Here is a 21,045-nt window from a genome sequence, read left to right on the forward strand (position 1 = left end):
CCATCATCAAAATAGAAAGGGCCGGAACATCAGCCTCGATGTTCCGGCCCTATAAACGCACACAGTCAAAAGCGAGGCAGCGACATTGCCACTTCGTAGCCTTGGACGAGATCAGCCTGCGAGAGAAGCGGCCACGGCCTCGATGGCTTCACTGGCCTTCGATCCATCCGGACCACCAGCCTGCGCCATGTCCGGACGTCCACCGCCGCCCTTACCACCAAGAGCGGCAGAAGCCGTGCGCACCAGATCGACCGCGCTGAAACGCGATGTCAGGTCTTCGGTGACCGCAGCAACGGCACTCGCCTTGCCATCCTCGGAAACGGCAATCAGCAGCACCACGCCGGAGCCGAGATTGGTCTTGGCGTCGTCGGCAAGGCCTTTGAGATCCTTGGCGTCGATGCCGGACATGGCCTTCGCCATGAACTTCACACCACCGACTTCTCTGATGTCACCGGCAGAGCCTTCGGCCGAACTGCCACCCATCGCAAGCTTGCGGCGGGCATCGGCCAGTTCACGCTCGAGTTTCTTGCGCTCGTCCAGCAGACCCTCGACGCGCGAGATCACCTCGCCTGGCTGCACGCGCAGTGACGAAGCGAGCGTCTTCACCCGTTCATCCTGCTCGGCAAGATAGGCAAGCGCACCTGGTCCTGTGACAGCTTCCACACGGCGCACACCCGCACCCACGGCGCTTTCGCCAAGAATACGCACGAGGCCGATTTGTCCCGTAGCGGAGACATGCGTGCCGCCACAGAGTTCGACAGAATACGGCCGGTTGGCCTTCGCACCATGAATACCGGTGCCCATCGAGACGACGCGTACCTCATCGCCATATTTTTCGCCGAACAGCGCCATCGCACCTTCGGCAATCGCATCGTCCACGCTCATCAAGCGCGTCACGACCGGGGAGTTCTGGAGAATGATCTCGTTCGCCATCTCCTCGACGATCTTGAGCTCTTCCGCCGTCATCGGCTTCGGGTGAGAGACGTCGAAGCGCAGGCGCTCCGGCGCGACGAGCGATCCCTTCTGCGCCACATGGGTTCCGAGAACTTCGCGAAGCGCTTCATGCAGCAGGTGGGTTGCCGAGTGGTTGGCACGAAGGCGCGAACGGCGATCATGATCGACAATCAACTGCACGGCATCACCAAGCTTGACGCCGCCCTTGGCAACCTTGCCGATATGGACGAAGAGGCCCTCGCCCTTCTTCTGCGTGTCGGTGACCGTGAAGCTACCGGTGTCGGAGGAAATCACACCGGTGTCGCCCATCTGACCGCCGGACTCGCCATAAAATGGCGTCTGGTTGACGACGATCTGGACGGTATCGCCTTCGGCCGCAGCATCAATCGACTTGCCGTCCTTGACGATCGCCTGAATGACACCTTCAGCGGTTTCGGTATCGTAGCCCAGGAACTCGGTCGCGCCGAACTTTTCCTTCAGTTCGAACCAGACGGTTTCGGTTGCCTTGTCGCCGGAGCCGGCCCAGTGCGAGCGGGCTTCCGCCTTCTGGCGCTCCATCGCGTCGGTAAAGCCTGCAATGTCCACACCGATTTCGCGGGCGCGCAGTGCGTCCTGCGTCAGATCGAGCGGGAAGCCATAGGTGTCGTAAAGCTTGAAGGCGGTCTCGCCGTCCAGCATGCCGCCCTTGGAAAGGTCAGAGGTTGCGTCGGACAGAAGCGACAGACCACGCTCCAGCGTCTTGCGGAAGCGGGTTTCTTCAAGCTTCAGCGTCTCCGAGATCAGCGCTTCGGCGCGCACCAGTTCCGGATAGGCGCGGCCCATCTGCTGAACGAGCGTTGGCAGCAGCTTCCAGATCAGCGGCTCCTTGGAACCCAAAAGCTCGGCATGACGCATGGCGCGGCGCATGATGCGGCGCAGAACGTAACCACGGCCTTCATTCGATGGCAGAACGCCATCGGCAATCAGGAACGCGGAAGAACGCAGATGGTCGGAGATGACCCGGTGGCTTGCGCGCTTCTCGCCTTCAGCCGGAACGCCGGTCGCCTCGACGGACGCCGAAATCAGGGCGCGGAAAAGGTCGGTATCGTAATTGTCATGCTTGCCCTGCAGCAGAGCGGAGATGCGCTCAAGGCCCATGCCCGTGTCGATGGATGGACGCGGCAGGTTGATGCGCTCTTCCTTCGTCACCTGCTCGTACTGCATGAAGACGAGGTTCCAGATCTCGATGAAACGGTCGCCATCCTCATCGGCAGAACCGGGAGGTCCGCCCCAGATATGATCGCCGTGGTCATAGAAGATTTCCGAGCAAGGACCGCAAGGACCGGTGTCGCCCATGGCCCAGAAGTTATCGCTCGTGGGAATGCGAATTATGCGGTCGTCTGAAAAACCGGCGATCTTCTTCCAGAGATCGAAGGCTTCGTCATCGGTATGATAGACCGTCACCAGAAGACGGTTCTTGTCGATGCCGAATTCCTTGGTGATCAGGTTCCAGGCGTGCGTGATCGCTTCTTCCTTGAAATAATCGCCAAAGGAGAAGTTGCCGAGCATTTCGAAGAAGGTGTGGTGGCGCGCGGTATAACCGACATTATCGAGGTCGTTATGTTTGCCGCCAGCGCGAACGCACTTCTGCGAAGAGGCAGCCTTGGAATAGGGACGGGATTCAAGACCGGTGAAAACGTTCTTGAACTGCACCATGCCCGCATTGGTGAACATCAGGGTCGGGTCGTTGCGCGGCACCAGAGGGCTGGATGGCACAATCTCATGGCCGTTCTTCTTGAAGTAGTCGAGGAAAGTCGACCGGATTTCATTCACACCGCTCATACGAAGTCCTTCATTGCCACGCTCACGCAGCGATAATAAAAAAGTCACAGGCTTTTATCGTCCACCATCCCGCCTGTCCAGCCAAAGAGGGCTGGGCGCTTTCGGAATAAGGCAGCAAAATGACGAAGGCCGCGCGAGTGGATCGCACGGCCTTGGATTGATTAGAGATGGACAACGATGCCGGAGAAAGCCCGGCAGCGGATCATCACGCGTCTGGCTCTACACCATCGGCATCGGCTTCCGGTCCGCCGTTCTCAAGGAACCGATCAGCGATCAGGCCGGCATTCTGACGAAGTGCCAACTCGATCTCGTTGGCGACGGCGGGATTGTCGCGCAGGAAAGACTTGGCATTTTCGCGCCCCTGCCCCAGCCTCTGGCTGTTATAGGAGAACCATGCGCCAGACTTTTCGACGATGCCAGCCTTCACGCCGAGATCGACAAGCTCGCCCGTCTTGGAAACGCCTTCGCCATACATGATGTCGAACTCAACCTGCTTGAAGGGAGGCGCCATCTTGTTCTTGACGACCTTGACGCGCGTCTGGTTGCCGACAACCTCTTCACGCTCCTTGACCGAGCCGATACGGCGAATGTCGAGACGCACCGAGGCATAGAATTTCAGAGCATTACCACCCGTCGTCGTTTCCGGCGAACCGAACATCACACCGATCTTCATGCGGATCTGGTTGATGAAGATCACCATCGTCTTGGATTTCGAGATCGACGCTGTCAGCTTGCGCAGCGCCTGGCTCATCAGGCGGGCCTGAAGACCCGGCAGGCTGTCGCCCATCTCACCTTCGATTTCAGCGCGTGGCGTCAGAGCAGCAACGGAGTCGACCACAAGCACGTCCACCGCGCCGGAGCGCACCAGCGTGTCGGTGATTTCAAGGGCCTGCTCGCCCGTGTCGGGCTGCGAGATCAGAAGGTTCTGAAGATCGACACCAAGCTTGCGGGCATAGACCGGATCGAGTGCATGCTCGGCGTCCACGAAGGCGCAGATACCGCCCTTCTTCTGGGCTTCCGCAATGGTCTGCAATGCCAACGTCGTTTTACCGGAGCTTTCCGGTCCATAAATCTCAATGATACGCCCCTTCGGCAAACCGCCGATGCCGAGCGCGATATCGAGGCTGAGAGATCCTGTCGAAACAGTCTCGACCTCGATGACGTTTTCATTGGAACCGAGCTTCATGATCGATCCCTTGCCGAACGAACGTTCGATCTGGGAGAGCGCCGCTTCCAGTGCCTTGCTTTTATCCACCGAATTGTCCTCTACAAGACGCAAAGAATTTTGTGCCATCTGAACCACCTTTAGGTTATTGAAGCCGCACAGGCAACGAAGCAGTGTGGAAACAGTATGTACTCTTTTTGTTCTCATTCCACAACAGCACATCAGTCCTTTGAAAACAAATAGCGATAAGCCGTTCGTTCTGCTTTTGTTTTTCTTTGGTGACGGCTTTTACGAAGGCTGCGGGGCCGGTTGGATGGAACCAGAAAACACCGAATCGGACGTGTTTGTCCGTCTCGGCAAGAAGGATGGATGAACGTGAAGAAAATACTCGTTCTGGGCGGCGCGCATATCGACCGGCGCGGCATGATCGAGACGGAAACGGTGCAAGGCGCCAGCAATCCGGGCTCCTGGATGGAAGAAGCCGGCGGTGGCGGTTTCAATGCGGCCCGCAACCTGTCCCGGCTGGGATTTCAGGTGAGGCTCATCGCCCCACGCGGCGGTGATGGGAATGGCGCGACCGTTGCCGCAGCAGCACGTGATGCAGGCGTCGAGGATACGCCATTCACCTTCTTGGACCGCAGCACGCCGAGTTATACGGCGATTCTAGAGCGCGACGGCAACCTGGTTATCGCCATCGCGGATATGGACCTCTACAAGCTCTTCACGCCGCGTCGCCTTAAAGTGCGCGCCGTGCGCGACGCGATCAAGGCCACCGACATCATCCTTTGCGATGCAAACCTCCCAGAAGATACGCTAGGCGCGATCGGCACCGCGGCGCGCGCGTGTGAAAAGCGTCTTGCGGCTATTGCCATTTCTCCGGCAAAGGTTGTCCGGATGAAATCGACATTGGCCAGCATCGACATGCTGTTCATGAATGAGGCCGAGGCGCGCGCCCTGACCGGCAAAAATGTCACCGATGCGAGACAATGGCCAGCCTTGCTGAGAGAGACCGGCCTTCGCGGCGGCGTGATTACCAGTGGCGCGAAACGCGTTGTCGCCTTCGACCAGAACGGGACCGCAGTCCTGACGCCACCTTTGATCGAGGACGTGAAAGATGTGACGGGCGCGGGTGACGCTATGGCGTCCGGCTATCTCTCGGCAATTGCCAACGGCAAACCCATCACCGAAGCACTGCGCCACGGTGCTGCCGCGGCCGCCATCACGGTCCAGTCTCCGTTTGCGACTGCCAGCGAGTTGAGCGCCGAGACGCTTGCCGCCGTCCTGGCGCTTGTGCCGCAGGCAGAAATGGTGTGAAGAGATCGCTTAAACGAAATGGAAGAGACCATGACCAAGACCACCTCCCCGCTCCTACCGATCGTCTATTCGGAAGAAGTTGCTGCAGCCAAGCAGCGCGGCGCGCCCATCGTTGCGCTTGAATCCACCATCATCACCCACGGCATGCCCTATCCTGGCAACATCCGCATGGCCGAGGGCGTGGAGACACTGATCCGCGACAATGGCGCAATTCCGGCCACCATCGCCGTTATCCATGGCACATTGCATATCGGTCTCGAAAAGGATCAGCTGGAAGCGCTGGCGCAAACCAAAGATGCCATGAAGGTCTCGCGTGCCGATATCGCCTTTGCGATTGCCGAGCGCCGCACGGGCGCAACGACGGTTGCCGCCACCATGATTGCCGCCGAACATGCGGGCATCAAGGTCTTCGCCACCGGCGGCATTGGCGGCGTGCATCGCGGCGCGGAAGAGAGCTTCGATATTTCGGCAGACCTGACCGAGCTTGCGCGCACCGGCGTCATCGTCGTCTGCGCTGGCGCAAAGGCGATCCTGGATGTGCCGAAGACGCTTGAGGTTCTGGAAACCAACGGCGTTCCGGTCGTCACCTATGGCTCGGAAGAATTCCCTGCCTTCTGGTCGCGAGCTTCCGGCCTGAAGAGCCCGCTGACGCTGAATAGCCCGGCAGCGATCGCCAACTTCCAGACCACCCGCGAACAGTTTGGCCTCGAAGGCGGCATGCTGATCGCCAACCCGGTGCCGGAAGAAGACGAAATCGCCCGCGACGAGATGGAAATCTACATCGAGCGCGCATTGTCGGCAGCCGAAGAAGACAACATCAGCGGCAAGGCGGTCACGCCCTATCTATTGGCAAAGATTTTCGAGATCACCGAAGGCCGCAGCCTCGACACCAATATCTCGCTGGTGCGCAACAATGCGCGCCTGGCAGCCGAGATCGCTGTCGCGTTGGCCTGAACAGCCAGGAATGAACAAGAAAAGGCCCGGAAGCTATCAGCTTCCGGGCCTTCTTATTGATCGGTACGAACGTTAGTTCTGCGCAACCGGGCGCACCAGCGGCGTGATGCGGCGGATGGTAACGCGACGGTTCTCCTGGTTCGGACCAAGGGTCTGGACCTTCAGGTAGCGCTCGCCATAGCCCTGCGTTGTCAGGTTTTCCGGCGGGATGCCGTAAACTTCGGTCAAGACCTTGGCGACAGACTCTGCGCGTTCGTCAGAGAGAACGAGGTTGCTTTCATCCGAACCCACGGCGTCGGTATGGCCTTCGATCAGGAAGGTTTCAGCCGGGTTCTTTTCAAGCACCTTGTTCATCGCATCGGCAACCTTGCGCAACGAGCGTGCCTGGCTCATTGGAATTTCGGCACTGCCGGTCGCAAAGGTGATGGTGTCGAGGTCGATACGACGCACCATGTCACGTACGCGAGCCGAGTAGCGGACCTCATCCATGGAATAAACGCGCTGAACGGGCTCTACCGGTGGCTGCTCCAAGAAGCGATAGTAGTCACGATCATCGTCGGACGACGTATCGATGATGTACTCATTGACGGGGATGCGCAGGCGCAGTGGCGGCAGGTCGAGACCCGGATCACGGTAAACATATTCGCGGTCGGGCTCATCCGCCAGTTCCGGCGCGTAGAACAGCACATATTCGCGGCCACGGGCATCGATACGGGAGCGCTGGATGACGTCGCCGTAACGGTTGCGAATGGTCACGACCTGCGTACCGTCAGAGCGTTCGATCGTCTCGCGGTACCGGTCGTCGGGCAGACGCTCGTAATAGGGCTTCGCGCCTTCGCTGACGAATCGGTCATCATCACTGCCACGGACCACGATGCGGTCACCGAACTGCAGGAAGACGCGGTCGCCCATGTCGCGGTCGCGCGGCATGTCGCGCGGGCGCCATTCCCGCACGCCGTCGGGACGGTCGAACTGCGGACGGCGGTCGATACGCTCACCCTGGATGTTGGTGATGTTCTGGATGTTGATCTGCGGCGCAGGCTGTCCGTCACGGCGTGCAGCGGCCTGGGCTTCCGCATCCGAGGTTGGAACCTTGAAGTCCTGAACCTGCTCGCGTTCACGGCGACGCTGTTCGCGAAGCTGCTCGTTGCCGCTGCGATAGACTTCCTTGTCGCTGTCGAGAACGGCAGCACCCTTGTCGACGGGCAGAACGACGGTATCAGCCGACTTGGATGGGTCCTTGGCAATGGCGCGGGCCTTGTCCAACTGCTCCTTCGTCGTGGGAGGCGCTTCCGTCTGTGGCGTTGCGACCTGGGCGGGAACAGGCTCGCCGGCTGGTGCCTGACCTGTTGCTGCACCGTCAAGCGGTGCTGGCGTCGGCGCACCCGGAACAGGGGCCGGTGCCGGCTCGACATTTTGGGTGCGAGGCGGGCGTGGCTGTTCGGAAGGTTGCTGGCCGGGGGCTGGGTTCGGCTGCTCTGCGGGTGCAGGCGCACGACCCGGTGTCGGCGGTTCTGCCGGCACCGGTGCGGCACCCTCGGCAGGTTCCGGGGCTGCCGGGCGCTTTGCGGGCTTGGCAGGCTTTTCCGGCGCAGCTTCAGTGGCTGCAGGTTCGTTCGCTGGCTTGGTGGCTGGGGCTTCCGGCTTCGGCGGCTGCTTGCCTTCTGCTTCCGGCTGCGCTTCGGCAGCAGGCTTGCGACGTGGGCGCTCCTGCTGCTGTTCCGGCTCGGCCTGTGGTGCGGCTTCCGGAGCGGCTTCGCGACGCGGACGCTCAGCGCCTGGCTGCTCTTCTGCTTCTGGCTGCGCCTCTGCGGCTGGCTTACGGCGCGGGCGTTCCTGCTGCTGTTCAGGGGCGGCTTGCGGCGCTGCTTCAGGAGCGGCTTCCCGGCGCGGGCGCTCTGGGCGTGCCTCACCTTCGGGCGCGGCTTCGCGGCGTGGACGCTCCTGCGGCTGCTCGGGCTGCGGTTCAGGTGCCGCTTCTCGCTTCGGAGGCTGCGGGGCTTCTTCGCGCTTCTGCTCAGGCTCGCGCTTAGGCTCGGCTTGGGGTTCGCCCTGCTGCTCGCGCTGGCGTCGCTTCAACAATTCTTCTTCTGGGTTCGGCGGCGCCTCGGCCTGCGCAAGAATGATGGCTCCATTACCGTTGGACACGGTTCCCTGTTGCTCAACCTGCGCCATCGGCGCTGCATGCGCAACCGTGGCCACAAATGCCGGTTCTACTGCAATGGCAATCGACATGAGGGGGAAAACCACCCCGGTCATCAATTTATTCTTATTCAGCATGGCGCTTCCTCATCTGCCGTCTTCATTTAAGTCTGCCCTGCGGCATCGGGGCACAGTCTGCACGTAATGGCGCTGAACAACGCCCGGCGTGCGGTCTTGTTCCAATGATGAAGAGGCTCTTATGTACCGGGAATGAACGAAAAAAGGCATTTTCGGGGAGGTCTGCCCTGATTGCCGGGAACTGGTTCGTGACGGCAGCAGCCATGCCTATCGCACGAGGCGACGGCGGGAACTGGCCCGCCGTCACATAGCACGAGATTCAAGCCGTGCTTCCCCGTGTCGGGTGCGCCGGTTCAACCGCTTGGTCATCTGTGACGCCAAACTGCACGTTGCGCTTTTCATATCCGAACCCGGCCAGCAGGGCGACGGCGCAGGCGACGACGATTGCAACGCTGAAAAGCGCAAGCGCGTAATCCCCGTTCCAGTGCGCGGCGAGTGTCGTTTGCAAGGTTGCGTTGCCAGAGGCCAGCAGATTCCCGAGCTGGTAGGCAAAGCCCGGGAATGTGCCACGCACTTCGTCCGGCGAGAGTTCATTTAGGTGAACCGGGATAACGCCCCACGCACCCTGAACGAAAAACTGCAGCACGAAAGCACCGATGGCAAGCATGACGGCACCAGGCGCATAAACCCAGAACCAGGCGGCGGGAATGGCCAGGAGGGCGGCAATCACGATTGCCTTCCGGCGGCCAATCTGTTGCGAAAGAGCGCCGAAGAACAGCCCACCGCAAATCGCCCCAATGTTATAGACGATCGCAATGGCCCCTGTCGTGTGACTGTCATAGCCCCGCTGTGTTTCCAGGAAGGTTGGATAGATATCCTGCGTGCCGTGGCTGAGGAAATTGAACGCCGTCATCAGGATAACGGTCCAGATGAAAAGTGGAACGTTCTTCTTCAGGACAGTCAGGAACGGTTGCTGAGGCCGCTTCTGGCGTTGGAGAAATGCCGGTGATTCCTCCACACTGCGCCGGATATAGAGAACGATCAGCGCTGGGAGGGCACCGACAAAGAACATGCCGCGCCAGCCGATGATCGGATAGAGCAGAAAGAAGACAATCGAGGCCAGCAAATAGCCAGCCGGGTAGCCCGCCTGAAGCAGGCCGGAGACGAAGCCACGCGCCTGGGGCGGCACCGTTTCCATAGTGAGTGAAGCGCCCACACCCCATTCGCCGCCCATGGCGATGCCATAGAGCAGACGCAGGACGATAAACATCGTCAGCCCGGTGGAGAAGCCGGAGAGAAGCTCAAGGGCCGAATAAAGAAGGACATCGACCATGAGCGTGATGCGGCGACCATAACGGTCGGACGCAAGGCCAAAAAGCAGCGCGCCGATCGGCCGCATGGCAAGCGTCAGGAAAATTGCGATCGAGACCGCGGGGATGCTTGTATTGAATTCCTTCGCGATGTCCTTGATGACAAAAACAAGGATAAAGAAATCGAAGGCGTCGAGCGTCCAGCCGAGGAAGCTGGCGATGACCGTGTTACGCTGCGCAGGCGTCAGCGACTGAATGGTTTGCGTGATACCCATGAAGATTCCTCCTGGAATTGGAGGCGGAGGCCGAAAATCGGGAACCGTCGTCTGAAATAATGAATTGTAGCCCAAAACTATAAGGCTTCCTTATTACGCATAAGCGCCAATTTTGTTCCCTGAAATTTGAGCAGATAGCGGCAATGCGACTGCATGCTTTGAGGAGGCTGTCGCAGCGCAAAACAATGATGTTGCATTTTTTTTGCAACGGGATGAGTATCCCGGCAAGCATCCGCAACCGGCTCTCGACCGCGCGGAGTGCTAAAATCTCCATGCACGCAGAACATAAATGAGGCGTGCGTCGTATCGCCGAAAGAGAGGATCTCAATGCTGAACCCCACCCGTCTGTTTGCTGCAGCTTCCATTGCAGCTCTGTCGCTGTTCGCCGGCTCTGCCATGGCGCAGGACAAGATCGTCATCGGCACGGAAGGCGCATACCCGCCATTCAACGTTCTGGAAGCTGACGGAAAGCTGACCGGCTTCGATATCGATATCGCCAAGGCGCTCTGCGAAGAGATGAAGGCCGAATGCACCTTCGTCACCAATGATTGGGACGGCATCATCCCGGCCCTTCAGGCGAAGAAGTTCGACGCCATTGTTGCCTCCATGTCGATCACGCCTGAGCGCCTTGAAAAGGTGGACTTCTCTGAGAAGTACTACAACACGCCTCCGGCCATTGCCGTACCGAAGGACTCGCCGATCAAGTCGGTGGAAGACCTCAAGGGCAAAACGATCGGCGCGCAAGGCTCCACCACCCACGCCAACTATGCCGAAAAGCACCTGGCCGATTCCGAGCTGAAGCTTTATCCGACGGCTGACGAGTACAAGCTCGACATTACCAATGGCCGCATCGATGGCGTCATCGACGATATCGTGGTTCTGTCGCAATGGGTAAAGTCGGATGCGGGCGCATGCTGCAAGATCCTGACGGCTCTGCCGGTCGATGAACAGATCAATGGCAAGGGCGCGGGTATCGCCGTTCGCAAGGGCGATAAGGCTCTCGCCGACAAGTTCAGCGCGGCCATCAAGGCAATCCGTGCCAACGGCAAGTACAAAGAGATCAACGACAAGTACTTCGATTTCGACGTTTACGGCCAATAAGCCTGTTTCTCATGTTGAAATATCATGGCGGGAGGGTTGCCCTCCCGCCATTTTTGTTTGAGAACACTTTCATAAAACAAATATGAATAGCGGCGCAGATCGCAGGGGACATTGGCATGAGCGGAGTGTTTTCCGCCGTAGGTTCGTTCTGGACCTATCTCACATATCTGTTCGACCCTTTCTGTGGTCCGGTCGGTATCTTCTCACTTTTTGGCAACGGCACCCTGCTCACCTGCGGTGATGGCTGGGGTGATGAAATTGCCTTCGGCGTGAAGGTGACCATTTCCGTGGCGCTCGCCACACTCCCTGTCGGATTGCTGCTGGGCTTCCTGATCGCGCTTGGCGCTCAATCGCAGGAAAAATCCCTTCGCCTGGCTGTCGGCATCTACACCACGATCTTCCGCGGTCTCCCGGAGCTCCTGACCCTCTTCATCGTCTATTACGGCATGCAGATCCTGCTCCAGACGATCGCCGGCTATCTCGGCTTTACAGGCCCTATCGAGATCAATGCCTTCGTTGCGGGCATGATTGCGCTTTCGGTCGTCTTCTCGTCTTACGCGTCCGAAGTTCTCTTGTCTGCGTTTCGCGCCATTCCCAAGGGCCAATATGAGGCGGGTGACGCGCTTGGACTGTCGCGCAGCCGCACCATGGTTCTCGTCATCATACCTCAGCTTGTTCGCATCGCCCTTCCCGGTATGACCAATCTCTGGGTCATTCTGTTGAAAGATACGTCCTACGTCTCGATCATCGGGCTCGCGGATATCCTGCGCCAGACTGGCATTGCCGCGCGTGTCACCAAGGATGCGTTTCTGTTCTACGGCATTGCCTGCATGCTCTACCTCATTCTCGCTCTTATATCCTCAATCGGCATTGGCTATATCGACCGCTGGGCGCGTCGCTCGGAGGTGCAGCGATGAGCCACATCGATCAGTTGATCGAGGCAAGACCAGCACCGCCTCCGCCGCCCAAACCGCTCTCCGCGAGCAAGGTGATAGGCTGCGTCATCGTTGCTTTCTGGGCCCTCCTCTTCGCAGGTCTTGTGCTGTCGCTGATCATGGATTGGGATCCGGACAAGATCGAGCGCTACGGCTGGCGCTATATTGATGGCCTGTTCACGACCATCAGCCTCGTCGGCCTTGCTCTCATCCTGGGCGCGGCCCTTTCTGCTCCGATCGCTTTCGCTCGCATGTCAAAGAACAGGATCGTGAGCGCCATTGCATTTGCCTATGTCTATCTCTTCCGCAGCACGCCGCTTCTGGCGCAGCTGTTCCTTATCTATTACGGCCTGGGCGGCTTTCGCACCGAACTGGAAGCGGTGGGTCTGTGGTGGTTCTTCCGCGACGCCTGGTATTGCGGCCTCCTTTCACTGACACTGAACACTGCCGCCTATCAGGCCGAGATCCTGCGTGGTGCAATCGAGAGTGTGCCGAAGGGCCAGCATGAAGGTGCGGCATCTCTTGGCATTCCCAAGCCGGTGACATTCTGGAAGATCATTTTGCCGCAGGCACTGATCGTGGCACTCCGCCCCTATGGCAACGAGATCATCCTGATGATCAAGGGTTCTGCGGTTGTATCGATCGTCACCGTCTTCGATCTGATGGGCCAGACGCGCTACGCCTACTCCCGCACCTTCGACTTCCAGGCCTATCTCTGGGCGGCAATATTCTACCTCTCCATGGTGGAGATCCTGCGCCACGTCTGGGCGGCGGTGGAAGCAAGGTTGACACGGCATCTAAAGCGATAGGACGTTAGCAGCACTCTGCCTGATCAGCTGCTAACACGCTGAGAAGTATAAATAATTTGTGACGAGAGCCATTCTTGGCAAGGTTCGATTAACCATGTCATGTTCCCATTGTCGATGACACTTCTGTGTGTCGGCGATCAATAGAACGGGAACAGCCACATGAACCAAGACATGGAAATGATGCTGAAGGGCTATGGTCTCACCACAGCCGAAATTCTTTATCGCATGCCCGATCACCCCTCGGTTCTTCAAAGCTACCTTTGGCAGAACTACGACCTCGCTCCGGACTTTCCGGAAATGCACGGGTTTCTCAAATTCTGGCAGGAGAAGCTGGACGGCCCGCTGCACTCGGTGCGCTATGTCCACCGCAAGCTGATCTCGGCGCAGGAGTGGCGCTCGTTGAAGGGCGAGTTCATCCTCCACTGATGGGGCTGTCGTCTCGGCGAGCGGCGGGCGATCCAAAACAGGCATTGCACCCGAAAGCGTTGCGGCTTAATCAGGCTTCCAACGAAGCGGAGCCTGATGAACGCCATGACCAAGAACGCCAAGATCGATGAAGAAGCTCTTGCGGAAGCCTATAACCGCGCGCTTGCGCTTGAAAAAGCGGGGGATATCGACGCGGCGGTAAAGGCTTACGAAGAGGTCCTTGCAATCGATCCCGAAGATCATGGCGGAGCAGCCGTGCGCATCGCGTCGATGGGACGAGGCGAGGCGCCACCCAAGGCACCGGACGCCTATGTCGAAACGCTCTTCGATCAGCACGCGGAAGCCTTTGAAGACATTCTCGTCGAACAGCTTGGCTATGCCGTCCCGATGATGGTGCGTCAGCGATTGCAGACGCTTGAACTCGGTCCCTTCAAGCGCATGCTGGATCTTGGTTGCGGCACCGGTCTCACGGGCGAAGCGCTTCGCGACATGGCCGACGATATCACCGGCATAGACATCTCCGAAAACATGGTTGAAATCGCCCATGAAAAGGATGTCTATGAGACGCTCTACGTCGCCGAAGTCGAGGATTTCCTCGAAGACAATGACGACGAGGCTTTCGATCTGATCACCGCGACGGACGTGCTGCCCTATCTCGGCGCTCTCGAACCGTTGTTCTTCGGAGCCGCAGAAAATATGGTAAAAGGCGGCATCTTCGTCTTTTCGTCAGAGACCCTCCCCGACGATAAAATGGCTGGCAGACCCTACATCGTCGGCGCGCATCAGCGCTTTGCCCATGCGGAAACCTATGTGCGAGAGCGTCTGGCCGCCACGGGCTTTGACGTCATCGAGATAACCGATATCAATGTGCGCATGCAGGATGGCGAGCCGACACCGGGCCATCTCGTCATCGCGAAGCTCAAGGGCTGAACATGGATGTGTCCATTCCCGCGGTCAGCGCGGGAATGGATCGTCACTCGAATGACGACGTTACTCCTCGCCGGACTTAGGGTTGTCCAGGATCATGTAATCGAGCGGCAACTCGGTCGTGTACTTGATCTGCTCCATCGCAAAAGCCGACGACACATCGCGGATTTCGATCTTAGCGATCATCCGCTTGTAGAAGGCATCGTAGGCGGCGATATCCGGCACGACGACGCGCAGCAAATAATCCACGTCACCGCTCATGCGGTAGAATTCAACCACCTCCGGAAATTCGGACACGACTTCCGAGAAGCGCTTTAGCCACTCGATGGAATGGGACGCCGTCCGGATGGAAACGAAAACCGTGACCTTCGTATTGACCTTCGTCGCATCCAGGATGGCGACACGACGGCGGATGACGCCATCCTCTTCCATCTTCTGGATACGCCGCCAACAGGGAGTCGTAGAAAGCCCGACCTTCTTTGCAAGGTCGGCAACAGCCAGCGTGGAATCCTCTTGCAGAATACGCAGAATTTTACGGTCGAGACGGTCCAATCTTCTCTCCTACGGAATTATTTTCCTCTATTTACACTAAAAAAAACGAATAAAAAGAAATTTGTTTCATCTCGCTAGAATTTCCACATGCTGTCGAAGTATGGGCAACACATCCTGATCGAACCATGGGTTCTTCCACAACCAAGAGGTGTTACGCCAGCTGGGATGCAGCAAAGGCAGCACAGGAACTCCGATATTGCTCTGGAGATAGTTGCGCCAGTTTTGCACCGTTTCCGTCAAGCTTTTCTTGCGCCGGTCGCCAAGATGGTAGGATTGCGCATATTGACCGATCGCCAGCACAAGCTCGATCTGCGGCATGGCCGACATGACCTCATCGCGCCAGCGCGGTGCACATTCCCGCCTGGGCGGCAGGTCGCTTCCGCGCTCGTCGTATCCGGGAAAGCAAAAGCCCATCGGCACGATGGCAAACCGGTCCGGATCGTAAAACCTGTCCCGGTCGACATTCAGCCATGTCCGCAGGCGGTCGCCTGAGGCATCATTGAATGGCAGACCACTTTCATGCACACGCAGTCCAGGCGCCTGCCCGGCAATCAAAATTTTCGCTTTGGCCGAGATGACCGCGACCGGTCGGGGCTCATGCGGCAGCCGGTCACCCTCGCCCTTCAGCGGCGCATCCCGGCAGATCCGACATCGCACGATACTGTCGCGCAACCTGTCGATCAAAGCCTTGCGGATATCATCCTGCTTCTGCACGGTCATACTTATATCACCAGTCGAAGACATGGCGAAGCACCGTCAAAGGCTCTGCCCGCGGCGCATCGGTCTCCGCTGCCTTTTGCGCCCGTCGCCAGTCTTTGGGGTTTTGGAATGCTCCACTCCAGAGGCCAAGCTTCTCCTGCTTCGCTTGCTCCTCCTCCTTGGCGTAGAGAAAGTATTCCGTGGTCACCGCCAGACCTTCAGAGACGATGAGACTGCCCAAGTCCATGCCATTCACGGAACAGCGGACAAGGAAGCGTGAATATCGGTCCTTGCTGCTCCCTGTACAGTCGATCTCGCCTGTCTCCAGAACCTCTCTCACGAAATTCCTGGCCGCTTGTCCACACGCCCAAGTCCCATCCCCTGTGCCGCAATCCTGGCGAAGCTCAGGCGCATCGATGCCGATCAACCGATAACGGGAAGCACCCAGTGCAAGCGTATCTCCATCGATCGCGACGAAGCGGCCGGAGAACTGCCGATCATTGAGGCCATCGATCTTCGCCAAAATCAACGCCCCAAAAAAGATCAGCAAAAGCAGGATGATTCCGTCCTTTACCGGAGAAAATCTCCTGCCTGACTTTCGTCTCATATCCCAACAAACCCTTTGCAGAAATGGCAAACAAATCCTTTCGCGGCAGCATCTTCTTAAGACTTTACCGCTAACCTGAAAACATCCCGTATCGGTTTCGTTCAGTAGATGAGTAAGAGCGCCAGCAACATTGCCGACAAGAACATCGTCGATCGGTCTCGCACGCGGCGCAACAAAGCTGTGTTCGATGCCGTGAAGTCGACGCGTGAGCGGCTGCAATATGGCGGGGCTGGTACCGTGGCCTTCGAATGCGAAATGCTGCAGATGCATATCGTAGAGACGCTGCACGGGGCAACCATCATGCCCCTCTTCATTTTGCTGGCAACCGGTATCGGCATCTACATCACCCGCGATATCGAGATCGTCGGATGGACCCTTCTGGCGCTGAGCGGCCACGCCCTTGCGCTGATCTTCGCGCGCAAGGCACAGAAGCAAGCCATCACGCCCGCAAACGTCAACCGCTGGGTCAGCACCTTCCTTGCGGTACAGATCATCATCGGCCTGATCTGGGCGCTTTTCGCCGGCTACCCGATGGACGCCAAGGACGCGGCGTTGCCGATGTTCTACAAGGGCGCCACTCTGCTGATTGCGCTCTCCATCACCGCCATGTCCAACTTCATGTTGCGGCGTGCGATCTTGATGACCTTCTTGCCCGTCCTGATGGCGCTTGGCATCAGTGCCGCCACCTCGCAGGATCCGATGGCGATCGGCCTGGCCCTGATGTTTTTCATGGCCATGCTGTTTTGCCACTACATAACCAGGCGTCTGCACAATTCCAGCATCAAGCTTTTGTCCTTCCAGTCGGAAAAGGACGACCTGATCGCCGAACTGGAAGTGGCAAAGTCCATGTCGGACGAGGCAAGGCGCCGAGCGGAGGAAGCCAACCTCGCAAAGTCCCGCTTTTTGGCATCCATGTCGCATGAACTGCGCACACCGCTTAACGCCATCCTCGGCTTCTCCGAGGTCATGGCATCGGAAATTCTCGGGCCGCTCAACAACTCGCTCTACAAAGAGTACTCGGGTGATATCCACCGCTCCGGCCAGCATTTGCTTGATTTGATCAACGAGATCCTCGATCTCTCCCGTATCGAGGCAGGCCGCTATGAGTTGCAGGAAGAAGCCGTCTCCTTGCTCGAAATCGCCGAAGATTGTGTCGGCATGATTCAGCTGCGCGCACGTGGCAAGAATATCCGCATCGTTCAGCAGTTCGAGCGCAGCCTGCCGAGCGTCTGGGCAGACGAAAAGGCGCTTCGCCAGGTCATCCTCAACCTGCTGTCCAACGCCGTCAAATTCACCCCCCAGGGCGGCGAAATTTCCATCAAGGCCGGATGGACTGCGCGCGGTGGTCAGTATATCTCGATCAAGGACAATGGCCCCGGCATTCCCGAGGAGGAAATTCCCGTCGTGCTCTCGGCCTTCGGCCAGGGATCGATTGCTATCAAAAGTGCAGAACAGGGCACGGGTCTTGGCCTGCCTATCGTTCAGGCCATTCTCTCAAAACATGACGGTCATTTCGTGCTGAAATCGAAACTGCGCGAGGGAACGGAAACCATCGCGATCCTGCCAGCCAAGCGCATCCTGCAGACCGTTCCTGCCGTCGAAGACGTACAGGTGGTACAGCGCCGCAAACGGTCTTTCGCCTGATCGTTCAGACCGCGCCGACGCTGAACAACACCGTCGAAGCCAGCGAGTACAGAACAAAGCCGCCATTGGCGAGCAGCAGACAGAACACTGCAAAGGATCCGAGATCCTTGGCGTTGCGCGCCGCACTGGAAAATTCGGGGGAAACGCGGTCGACAATCTCCTCGATCGCCGTATTCAACGCTTCCACGCAAAAGAGCAGAAGCATCAGCAGAACAAAGATGAAAGCATGCGCCGCCGGCGCCCGGATGCCGACCAGAAACACAAGCCCTGCCCCAAAGGCGATCACCTCATGGCGAAACGCCGCTTCCTGCCAAAGGCGAGTGAGCCCCTGGAAGGAATAGCGCGTTGCGGCCAGCAGATGGCGAAAGCCGGTTTCCTTGCGGAAGACTGGCTCCGGCGAGGGCGTCTTAGGAAGGTTGTCCATCATCGCCTCAGTGCTGGACGCCAGTATCGACGCCTGCCTGCGCAAATGTCGCCATGCCGGAATGGCAGGCGGCGGCAGCCTTGACGATGCCGGCAGCAAGTGCCGCGCCCGTTCCCTCACCAAGACGCATGCCAAGGGCCAGAAGTGGCGTCTTGCCAAGCCGCTCCACCGCTGCCATATGGCCCGGCTCACCGGAAACATGGCCGATCAGGCAGTGATCGAGAGCCGCAGGATTTGCGGCTTTGAGAAGAGCGGCAGCGGCAGTGGCCACATAGCCGTCGATCAGCACGGGAATCTTTTCCACGCGGGCTGCAAGGATGGCGCCCGCCATGGCAGCAATTTCGCGTCCGCCCAGCCTGCGCATAATTTCCAGTGGGTCGGAGAGATGATCCTTGTGGAATTCCACCGCAGCCTTCACGGCAGCGACCTTGCGCTCCATGAATTCACCCTGAGATCCCGTGCCGGGACCTGTCCACTCTTCAGCCGTGCCGCCATAGAGCGCGAGATTGATGGCAGCAGCAATCGTCGTGTTACCGATGCCCATTTCCCCGATGCAGAGAAGATCGGTGCCTCCGGCGATGGCTTCCATGCCAAAGGCCATGGTCGCAGCGCAATCACGCTCGGAGAGCGCTGCCTCGCAGGTGATGTCACCGGTCGGGTAATCGAGCGCGAGATCGAAAATTTTGAGACCAAGATCGTGGGTCACGCAGATCTGGTTGATCGCGGCTCCGCCTGCAGCGAAGTTTTCCACCATTTGCTGCGTCACGGACGACGGATAAGGCGTGACACCATGGCGTGTCACACCATGGTTGCCGGCGAAGATTGCGACAAGCGGTCGGTTGACGGCAGGCGCGCGTCCCGACCACGCGGCAAGCCACATGGCGATCTCTTCCAGACGTCCGAGCGAACCGGCAGGCTTCGTCAGCTGTGCATTGCGCTCCTTTGCGGCAACCAGTGCATGCGTATCAGGCCCCGGCAGGTCACGCAAAAGCACACGAAAATCGTCGAAAGGCAGGCCGCTCACGCTCATGGTATCGATCTTTCTCTCATGCCGGAGACTTGTGTTTTCCGGCAAATCGGTCTTTGTTGCGCCTCTCATAATCGGGGACGGGCAGAGGGACAACCTCTAAAGCATGTGGCGCAAACCAACGCAGCGGTTTTGCGGTGCCAGGATGCTCGTCAAAGGCGCGACATCAGTCGTTCGAATGGCGGAGAGCGGATTGGTCCTGAATGGTTTTCTGACGCGGGTGATGCACGCACTGAGCTTTCTGAGCCGCATACCCGTGCATGACACCTTCTTCCGAGGTCGCCAGGTGGACATGCTGGCTGCGACCCGTGTCTTCCCGGTCGCAGGGCTACTGATCGCCCTGCCATCCGCCATCCTCGTCGCCATCCTCCACCATGCGCAGGCCGATCCGCTGCTGACGGCAGCACTGACTTTAGCGCTTGCCACCGCCATCACCGGCGTCTTGCATGAGGATGGGCTGGCGGATACCGCAGATGGTTTCGGTGGCGGCGCGGACAAGGAGCGCTCCCTCACCATCATGAAGGACAGCCGCATTGGCAGTTACGGCGCCATCGCGCTGATCCTCTCCTTTATGATAAGAGTTGCAGCCATTGCCGCCCTGATCCGTGACGCGCAAGGGCCGGCCATTGCTGCCTCTTTGATCGCTGTTGCAAGCTTCAGCCGCGCCATGATGGTCTGGCACTGGCATGGCCTTCCCCCTGCCCGGCAAGCCGGTGTCGCCGCATCCATTGGCCAGCCGGGATCAACCGATCGAAACCACGCGCTCGCCTACGGTATCGGCATTTCCGGCCTGATGCTGTGGTCATCCTACACAATCATCGCAGCAACAATCGTCATCGCCGCTTCCTTCGCAGCCGCCTATCTCTTCAAACACCTGTGCCTCCGCAAGATCGAGGGGCATACGGGCGACACGATTGGCGCGACACAGCAAATCACCGAGATCGTGATGCTTGTCGCTCTTGCTCTCCTCGTCTGAAGAACAGATATGAAGACGATGGAAACACCTTGCATTCAGGTCTGCCAACTCAATCCGGAAGGTCTTTGCACCGGATGCTACCGGACAATCGCTGAAATCACCGGCTGGAGCGGCTTTACGGCCGCCGAAAGGCACAGGATCATGGGTGAGCTGCCCAGACGCAAGACGGCAATGGCGACAGGAATGGAGAGCGCACGCGCATGAACAGGCTGACTCTGGTTCTTCTCATCCTCGGCATCGGCCTGGCACTTCTTCTCATCAACAACAGCAGCGGACACACTTTCGGCATCGACAATGATCGCTTCGCCAGCGCGCTCTATCTGATGCCGATTGGGGTCCTTCTATCGGCGGGCATTCTGGCAGGCAGTCGCGGCAACCTGCCGACGGTCCTGCGGCAACTGGCAATCTGGCTTGTCATCGTCCTAGGGCTTGCCGCCGGCTATCTTTACCGGGCAGACCTGCAGCGGTTCGGTGATCGGCTGCTGGCAGGCCTCATTCCCGGTCGCGCCGTGGTAACGACCACGTCCGATGGTGTTCAGGAAGTCATCCTCAGCAAATCCATGGGCGGTCATTTCGAGGCCGATGCCACGATCAACGGCGTTTCTGTCCATATGCTTGTCGATACCGGCGCAAGCTCCGTCGTCCTCTCCAATGCCGATGCCGAGGCAATCGGCATCAATCCGGACAACCTGAACTACACCGTCTCGGTGATGACCGCCAATGGACGGACATCGGCAGCCCCCGTTAATCTATCGGAGATCGCTGTAGGTCCGATTGTTCGGCGCAACATCCCTGCCCTCGTCGCGCAGAAGGGTCAACTGGATCAAAGCCTGCTTGGCATGACCTTCCTCTCGACGCTTGGATCGCTGCAAATGCAGACAGACCAGCTGACCCTCAGAGATTGA

The 21,045-nt window shown here is 58.7% G+C and carries 20 protein-coding genes; 11 read left to right on the top strand and 9 right to left on the bottom strand.

What is annotated here, in order from left to right; genetic code table 11:
* Positions 1-111: 111 nt before the first annotated feature.
* Together alaS and recA are read right to left on the bottom strand one after the other, a co-directional pair.
* Positions 112-2,775: an alanine--tRNA ligase gene (alaS, locus tag QE408_RS16855; RefSeq protein ID WP_306933162.1), complete on the bottom strand. Its 2,664-nt coding sequence runs from the start codon at positions 2,773-2,775 to the stop codon at positions 112-114.
* A 205-nt stretch (positions 2,776-2,980) separates the two neighbouring features.
* Entirely contained in the window at positions 2,981-4,069 is a 1,089-nt protein-coding gene (recA, locus tag QE408_RS16860; protein ID WP_306933164.1) for a recombinase RecA, read from the bottom strand.
* 246 nt (positions 4,070-4,315) lie between these two features.
* On the opposite strand from recA, the gene QE408_RS16865 reads away from it, so the two are divergent.
* A complete protein-coding gene (locus QE408_RS16865) occupies positions 4,316-5,254 on the top strand; it encodes a carbohydrate kinase family protein (protein ID WP_306934834.1) in 939 nt (312 codons plus the stop codon).
* Between the two features lie 30 nt (positions 5,255-5,284).
* Entirely contained in the window at positions 5,285-6,208 is a 924-nt protein-coding gene (locus QE408_RS16870; protein WP_306933166.1) for a pseudouridine-5'-phosphate glycosidase, read from the top strand.
* 72 nt (positions 6,209-6,280) lie between these two features.
* On the opposite strand, the gene QE408_RS16875 is transcribed toward QE408_RS16870, so the two are convergent.
* Entirely contained in the window at positions 6,281-8,488 is a 2,208-nt protein-coding gene (locus QE408_RS16875; protein WP_306933167.1) for an OmpA family protein, read from the bottom strand.
* Between the two features lie 259 nt (positions 8,489-8,747).
* A complete protein-coding gene (locus QE408_RS16880; protein WP_306933169.1) occupies positions 8,748-10,013 on the bottom strand; it encodes an MFS transporter in 1,266 nt (421 codons plus the stop codon).
* A 327-nt stretch (positions 10,014-10,340) separates the two neighbouring features.
* On the opposite strand from QE408_RS16880, the gene QE408_RS16885 reads away from it, so the two are divergent.
* The 5 genes from QE408_RS16885 to QE408_RS16905 all read left to right on the top strand — a co-directional run bounded on the left by QE408_RS16885 (position 10,341) and on the right by QE408_RS16905 (position 14,214).
* The gene (locus QE408_RS16885; protein WP_306933172.1) at positions 10,341-11,114 is read left to right on the top strand and encodes an ABC transporter substrate-binding protein; all 774 of its coding nucleotides are present in this window, start codon (positions 10,341-10,343) and stop codon (positions 11,112-11,114) included.
* 116 nt (positions 11,115-11,230) lie between these two features.
* Positions 11,231-12,031, top strand: a complete 801-nt coding sequence (locus QE408_RS16890) for an ABC transporter permease (protein WP_306933174.1) — start codon at positions 11,231-11,233, stop codon at positions 12,029-12,031.
* Positions 12,028-12,858 carry an ABC transporter permease gene (locus QE408_RS16895; RefSeq protein ID WP_306933176.1) on the top strand — a complete coding sequence of 277 codons (831 nt, stop codon included), beginning with the start codon at positions 12,028-12,030 and terminating at the stop codon, positions 12,856-12,858. Before QE408_RS16890 ends, QE408_RS16895 begins: the two co-directional genes overlap by 4 nt.
* 159 nt (positions 12,859-13,017) lie before the next feature.
* A complete protein-coding gene (locus QE408_RS16900; RefSeq protein WP_062440802.1) occupies positions 13,018-13,284 on the top strand; it encodes an usg protein in 267 nt (88 codons plus the stop codon).
* A 105-nt stretch (positions 13,285-13,389) separates the two neighbouring features.
* Entirely contained in the window at positions 13,390-14,214 is an 825-nt protein-coding gene (locus QE408_RS16905; RefSeq protein WP_306934835.1) for a class I SAM-dependent DNA methyltransferase, read from the top strand.
* A 60-nt stretch (positions 14,215-14,274) separates the two neighbouring features.
* Here QE408_RS16905 and QE408_RS16910 read toward each other — a convergent pair whose 3' ends face one another.
* The 3 genes from QE408_RS16910 to QE408_RS16920 all read right to left on the bottom strand — a co-directional run bounded on the left by QE408_RS16910 (position 14,275) and on the right by QE408_RS16920 (position 15,985).
* On the bottom strand, positions 14,275-14,763 hold the full coding sequence (locus tag QE408_RS16910) for an Lrp/AsnC family transcriptional regulator (RefSeq protein ID WP_027677373.1): 489 nt from the start codon (positions 14,761-14,763) through the stop codon (positions 14,275-14,277).
* Between the two features lie 66 nt (positions 14,764-14,829).
* Positions 14,830-15,483 (bottom strand): uracil-DNA glycosylase family protein, encoded by a 654-nt coding sequence (locus tag QE408_RS16915; protein ID WP_306933180.1) that lies wholly within the window; start codon positions 15,481-15,483, stop codon positions 14,830-14,832.
* Between the two features lie 7 nt (positions 15,484-15,490).
* Complete coding sequence (locus QE408_RS16920) at positions 15,491-15,985, bottom strand: thermonuclease family protein (protein ID WP_306933182.1); 495 nt, start codon at positions 15,983-15,985, stop codon at positions 15,491-15,493.
* 192 nt (positions 15,986-16,177) lie between these two features.
* Between QE408_RS16920 and QE408_RS16925 the strand changes: the two genes are divergently transcribed.
* On the top strand, positions 16,178-17,713 hold the full coding sequence (locus QE408_RS16925; protein WP_306933184.1) for a sensor histidine kinase: 1,536 nt from the start codon (positions 16,178-16,180) through the stop codon (positions 17,711-17,713).
* A 4-nt stretch (positions 17,714-17,717) separates the two neighbouring features.
* Here the strand turns inward: QE408_RS16925 and QE408_RS16930 are convergent, their stop codons facing one another.
* Complete coding sequence (locus tag QE408_RS16930) at positions 17,718-18,137, bottom strand: diacylglycerol kinase (RefSeq protein ID WP_306934836.1); 420 nt, start codon at positions 18,135-18,137, stop codon at positions 17,718-17,720.
* A 7-nt stretch (positions 18,138-18,144) separates the two neighbouring features.
* On the bottom strand, positions 18,145-19,167 hold the full coding sequence (gene cobT, locus QE408_RS16935; protein WP_306933186.1) for a nicotinate-nucleotide--dimethylbenzimidazole phosphoribosyltransferase: 1,023 nt from the start codon (positions 19,165-19,167) through the stop codon (positions 18,145-18,147).
* A gap of 103 nt (positions 19,168-19,270) precedes the next feature.
* On the opposite strand from cobT, the gene QE408_RS16940 reads away from it, so the two are divergent.
* The 3 genes from QE408_RS16940 to QE408_RS16950 are packed head-to-tail and all read left to right on the top strand — an operon-like array spanning position 19,271 to position 21,045.
* On the top strand, positions 19,271-20,140 hold the full coding sequence (locus QE408_RS16940) for an adenosylcobinamide-GDP ribazoletransferase (protein WP_373465562.1): 870 nt from the start codon (positions 19,271-19,273) through the stop codon (positions 20,138-20,140).
* A gap of 9 nt (positions 20,141-20,149) precedes the next feature.
* On the top strand, positions 20,150-20,344 hold the full coding sequence (locus QE408_RS16945; protein WP_306933188.1) for a DUF1289 domain-containing protein: 195 nt from the start codon (positions 20,150-20,152) through the stop codon (positions 20,342-20,344).
* On the top strand, positions 20,341-21,045 hold the full coding sequence (locus tag QE408_RS16950; RefSeq protein WP_306933189.1) for a retropepsin-like aspartic protease family protein: 705 nt from the start codon (positions 20,341-20,343) through the stop codon (positions 21,043-21,045). The genes QE408_RS16945 and QE408_RS16950 overlap by 4 nt, the downstream gene beginning before the upstream one ends.

Source organism: Agrobacterium larrymoorei (assembly GCF_030819275.1).
Lineage (GTDB): Bacteria > Pseudomonadota > Alphaproteobacteria > Rhizobiales > Rhizobiaceae > Agrobacterium > Agrobacterium larrymoorei_B.

Bases quoted from the DNA above. Each gene is read 5' to 3' on its own strand.
- alaS (WP_306933162.1), bottom strand. From the start codon at position 2,775: ATGAGCGGTGTGAATGAAATCCGGTCGACTTTCCTCGACTACTTCAAG.
- recA (WP_306933164.1), bottom strand. From the start codon at position 4,069: ATGGCACAAAATTCTTTGCGTCTTGTAGAGGACAATTCGGTGGATAAA.
- QE408_RS16870 (WP_306933166.1), top strand. From the start codon at position 5,285: ATGACCAAGACCACCTCCCCGCTCCTACCGATCGTCTATTCGGAAGAA.
- QE408_RS16875 (WP_306933167.1), bottom strand. From the start codon at position 8,488: ATGCTGAATAAGAATAAATTGATGACCGGGGTGGTTTTCCCCCTCATG.
- QE408_RS16880 (WP_306933169.1), bottom strand. From the start codon at position 10,013: ATGGGTATCACGCAAACCATTCAGTCGCTGACGCCTGCGCAGCGTAAC.
- QE408_RS16885 (WP_306933172.1), top strand. From the start codon at position 10,341: ATGCTGAACCCCACCCGTCTGTTTGCTGCAGCTTCCATTGCAGCTCTG.
- QE408_RS16890 (WP_306933174.1), top strand. From the start codon at position 11,231: ATGAGCGGAGTGTTTTCCGCCGTAGGTTCGTTCTGGACCTATCTCACA.
- QE408_RS16895 (WP_306933176.1), top strand. From the start codon at position 12,028: ATGAGCCACATCGATCAGTTGATCGAGGCAAGACCAGCACCGCCTCCG.
- QE408_RS16900 (WP_062440802.1), top strand. From the start codon at position 13,018: ATGAACCAAGACATGGAAATGATGCTGAAGGGCTATGGTCTCACCACA.
- QE408_RS16905 (WP_306934835.1), top strand. From the start codon at position 13,390: ATGACCAAGAACGCCAAGATCGATGAAGAAGCTCTTGCGGAAGCCTAT.
- QE408_RS16915 (WP_306933180.1), bottom strand. From the start codon at position 15,483: ATGACCGTGCAGAAGCAGGATGATATCCGCAAGGCTTTGATCGACAGG.
- QE408_RS16925 (WP_306933184.1), top strand. From the start codon at position 16,178: ATGAGTAAGAGCGCCAGCAACATTGCCGACAAGAACATCGTCGATCGG.
- QE408_RS16930 (WP_306934836.1), bottom strand. From the start codon at position 18,137: ATGGACAACCTTCCTAAGACGCCCTCGCCGGAGCCAGTCTTCCGCAAG.
- cobT (WP_306933186.1), bottom strand. From the start codon at position 19,167: ATGAGCGTGAGCGGCCTGCCTTTCGACGATTTTCGTGTGCTTTTGCGT.
- QE408_RS16940 (WP_373465562.1), top strand. From the start codon at position 19,271: ATGTGGCGCAAACCAACGCAGCGGTTTTGCGGTGCCAGGATGCTCGTC.
- QE408_RS16945 (WP_306933188.1), top strand. From the start codon at position 20,150: ATGAAGACGATGGAAACACCTTGCATTCAGGTCTGCCAACTCAATCCG.
- QE408_RS16950 (WP_306933189.1), top strand. From the start codon at position 20,341: ATGAACAGGCTGACTCTGGTTCTTCTCATCCTCGGCATCGGCCTGGCA.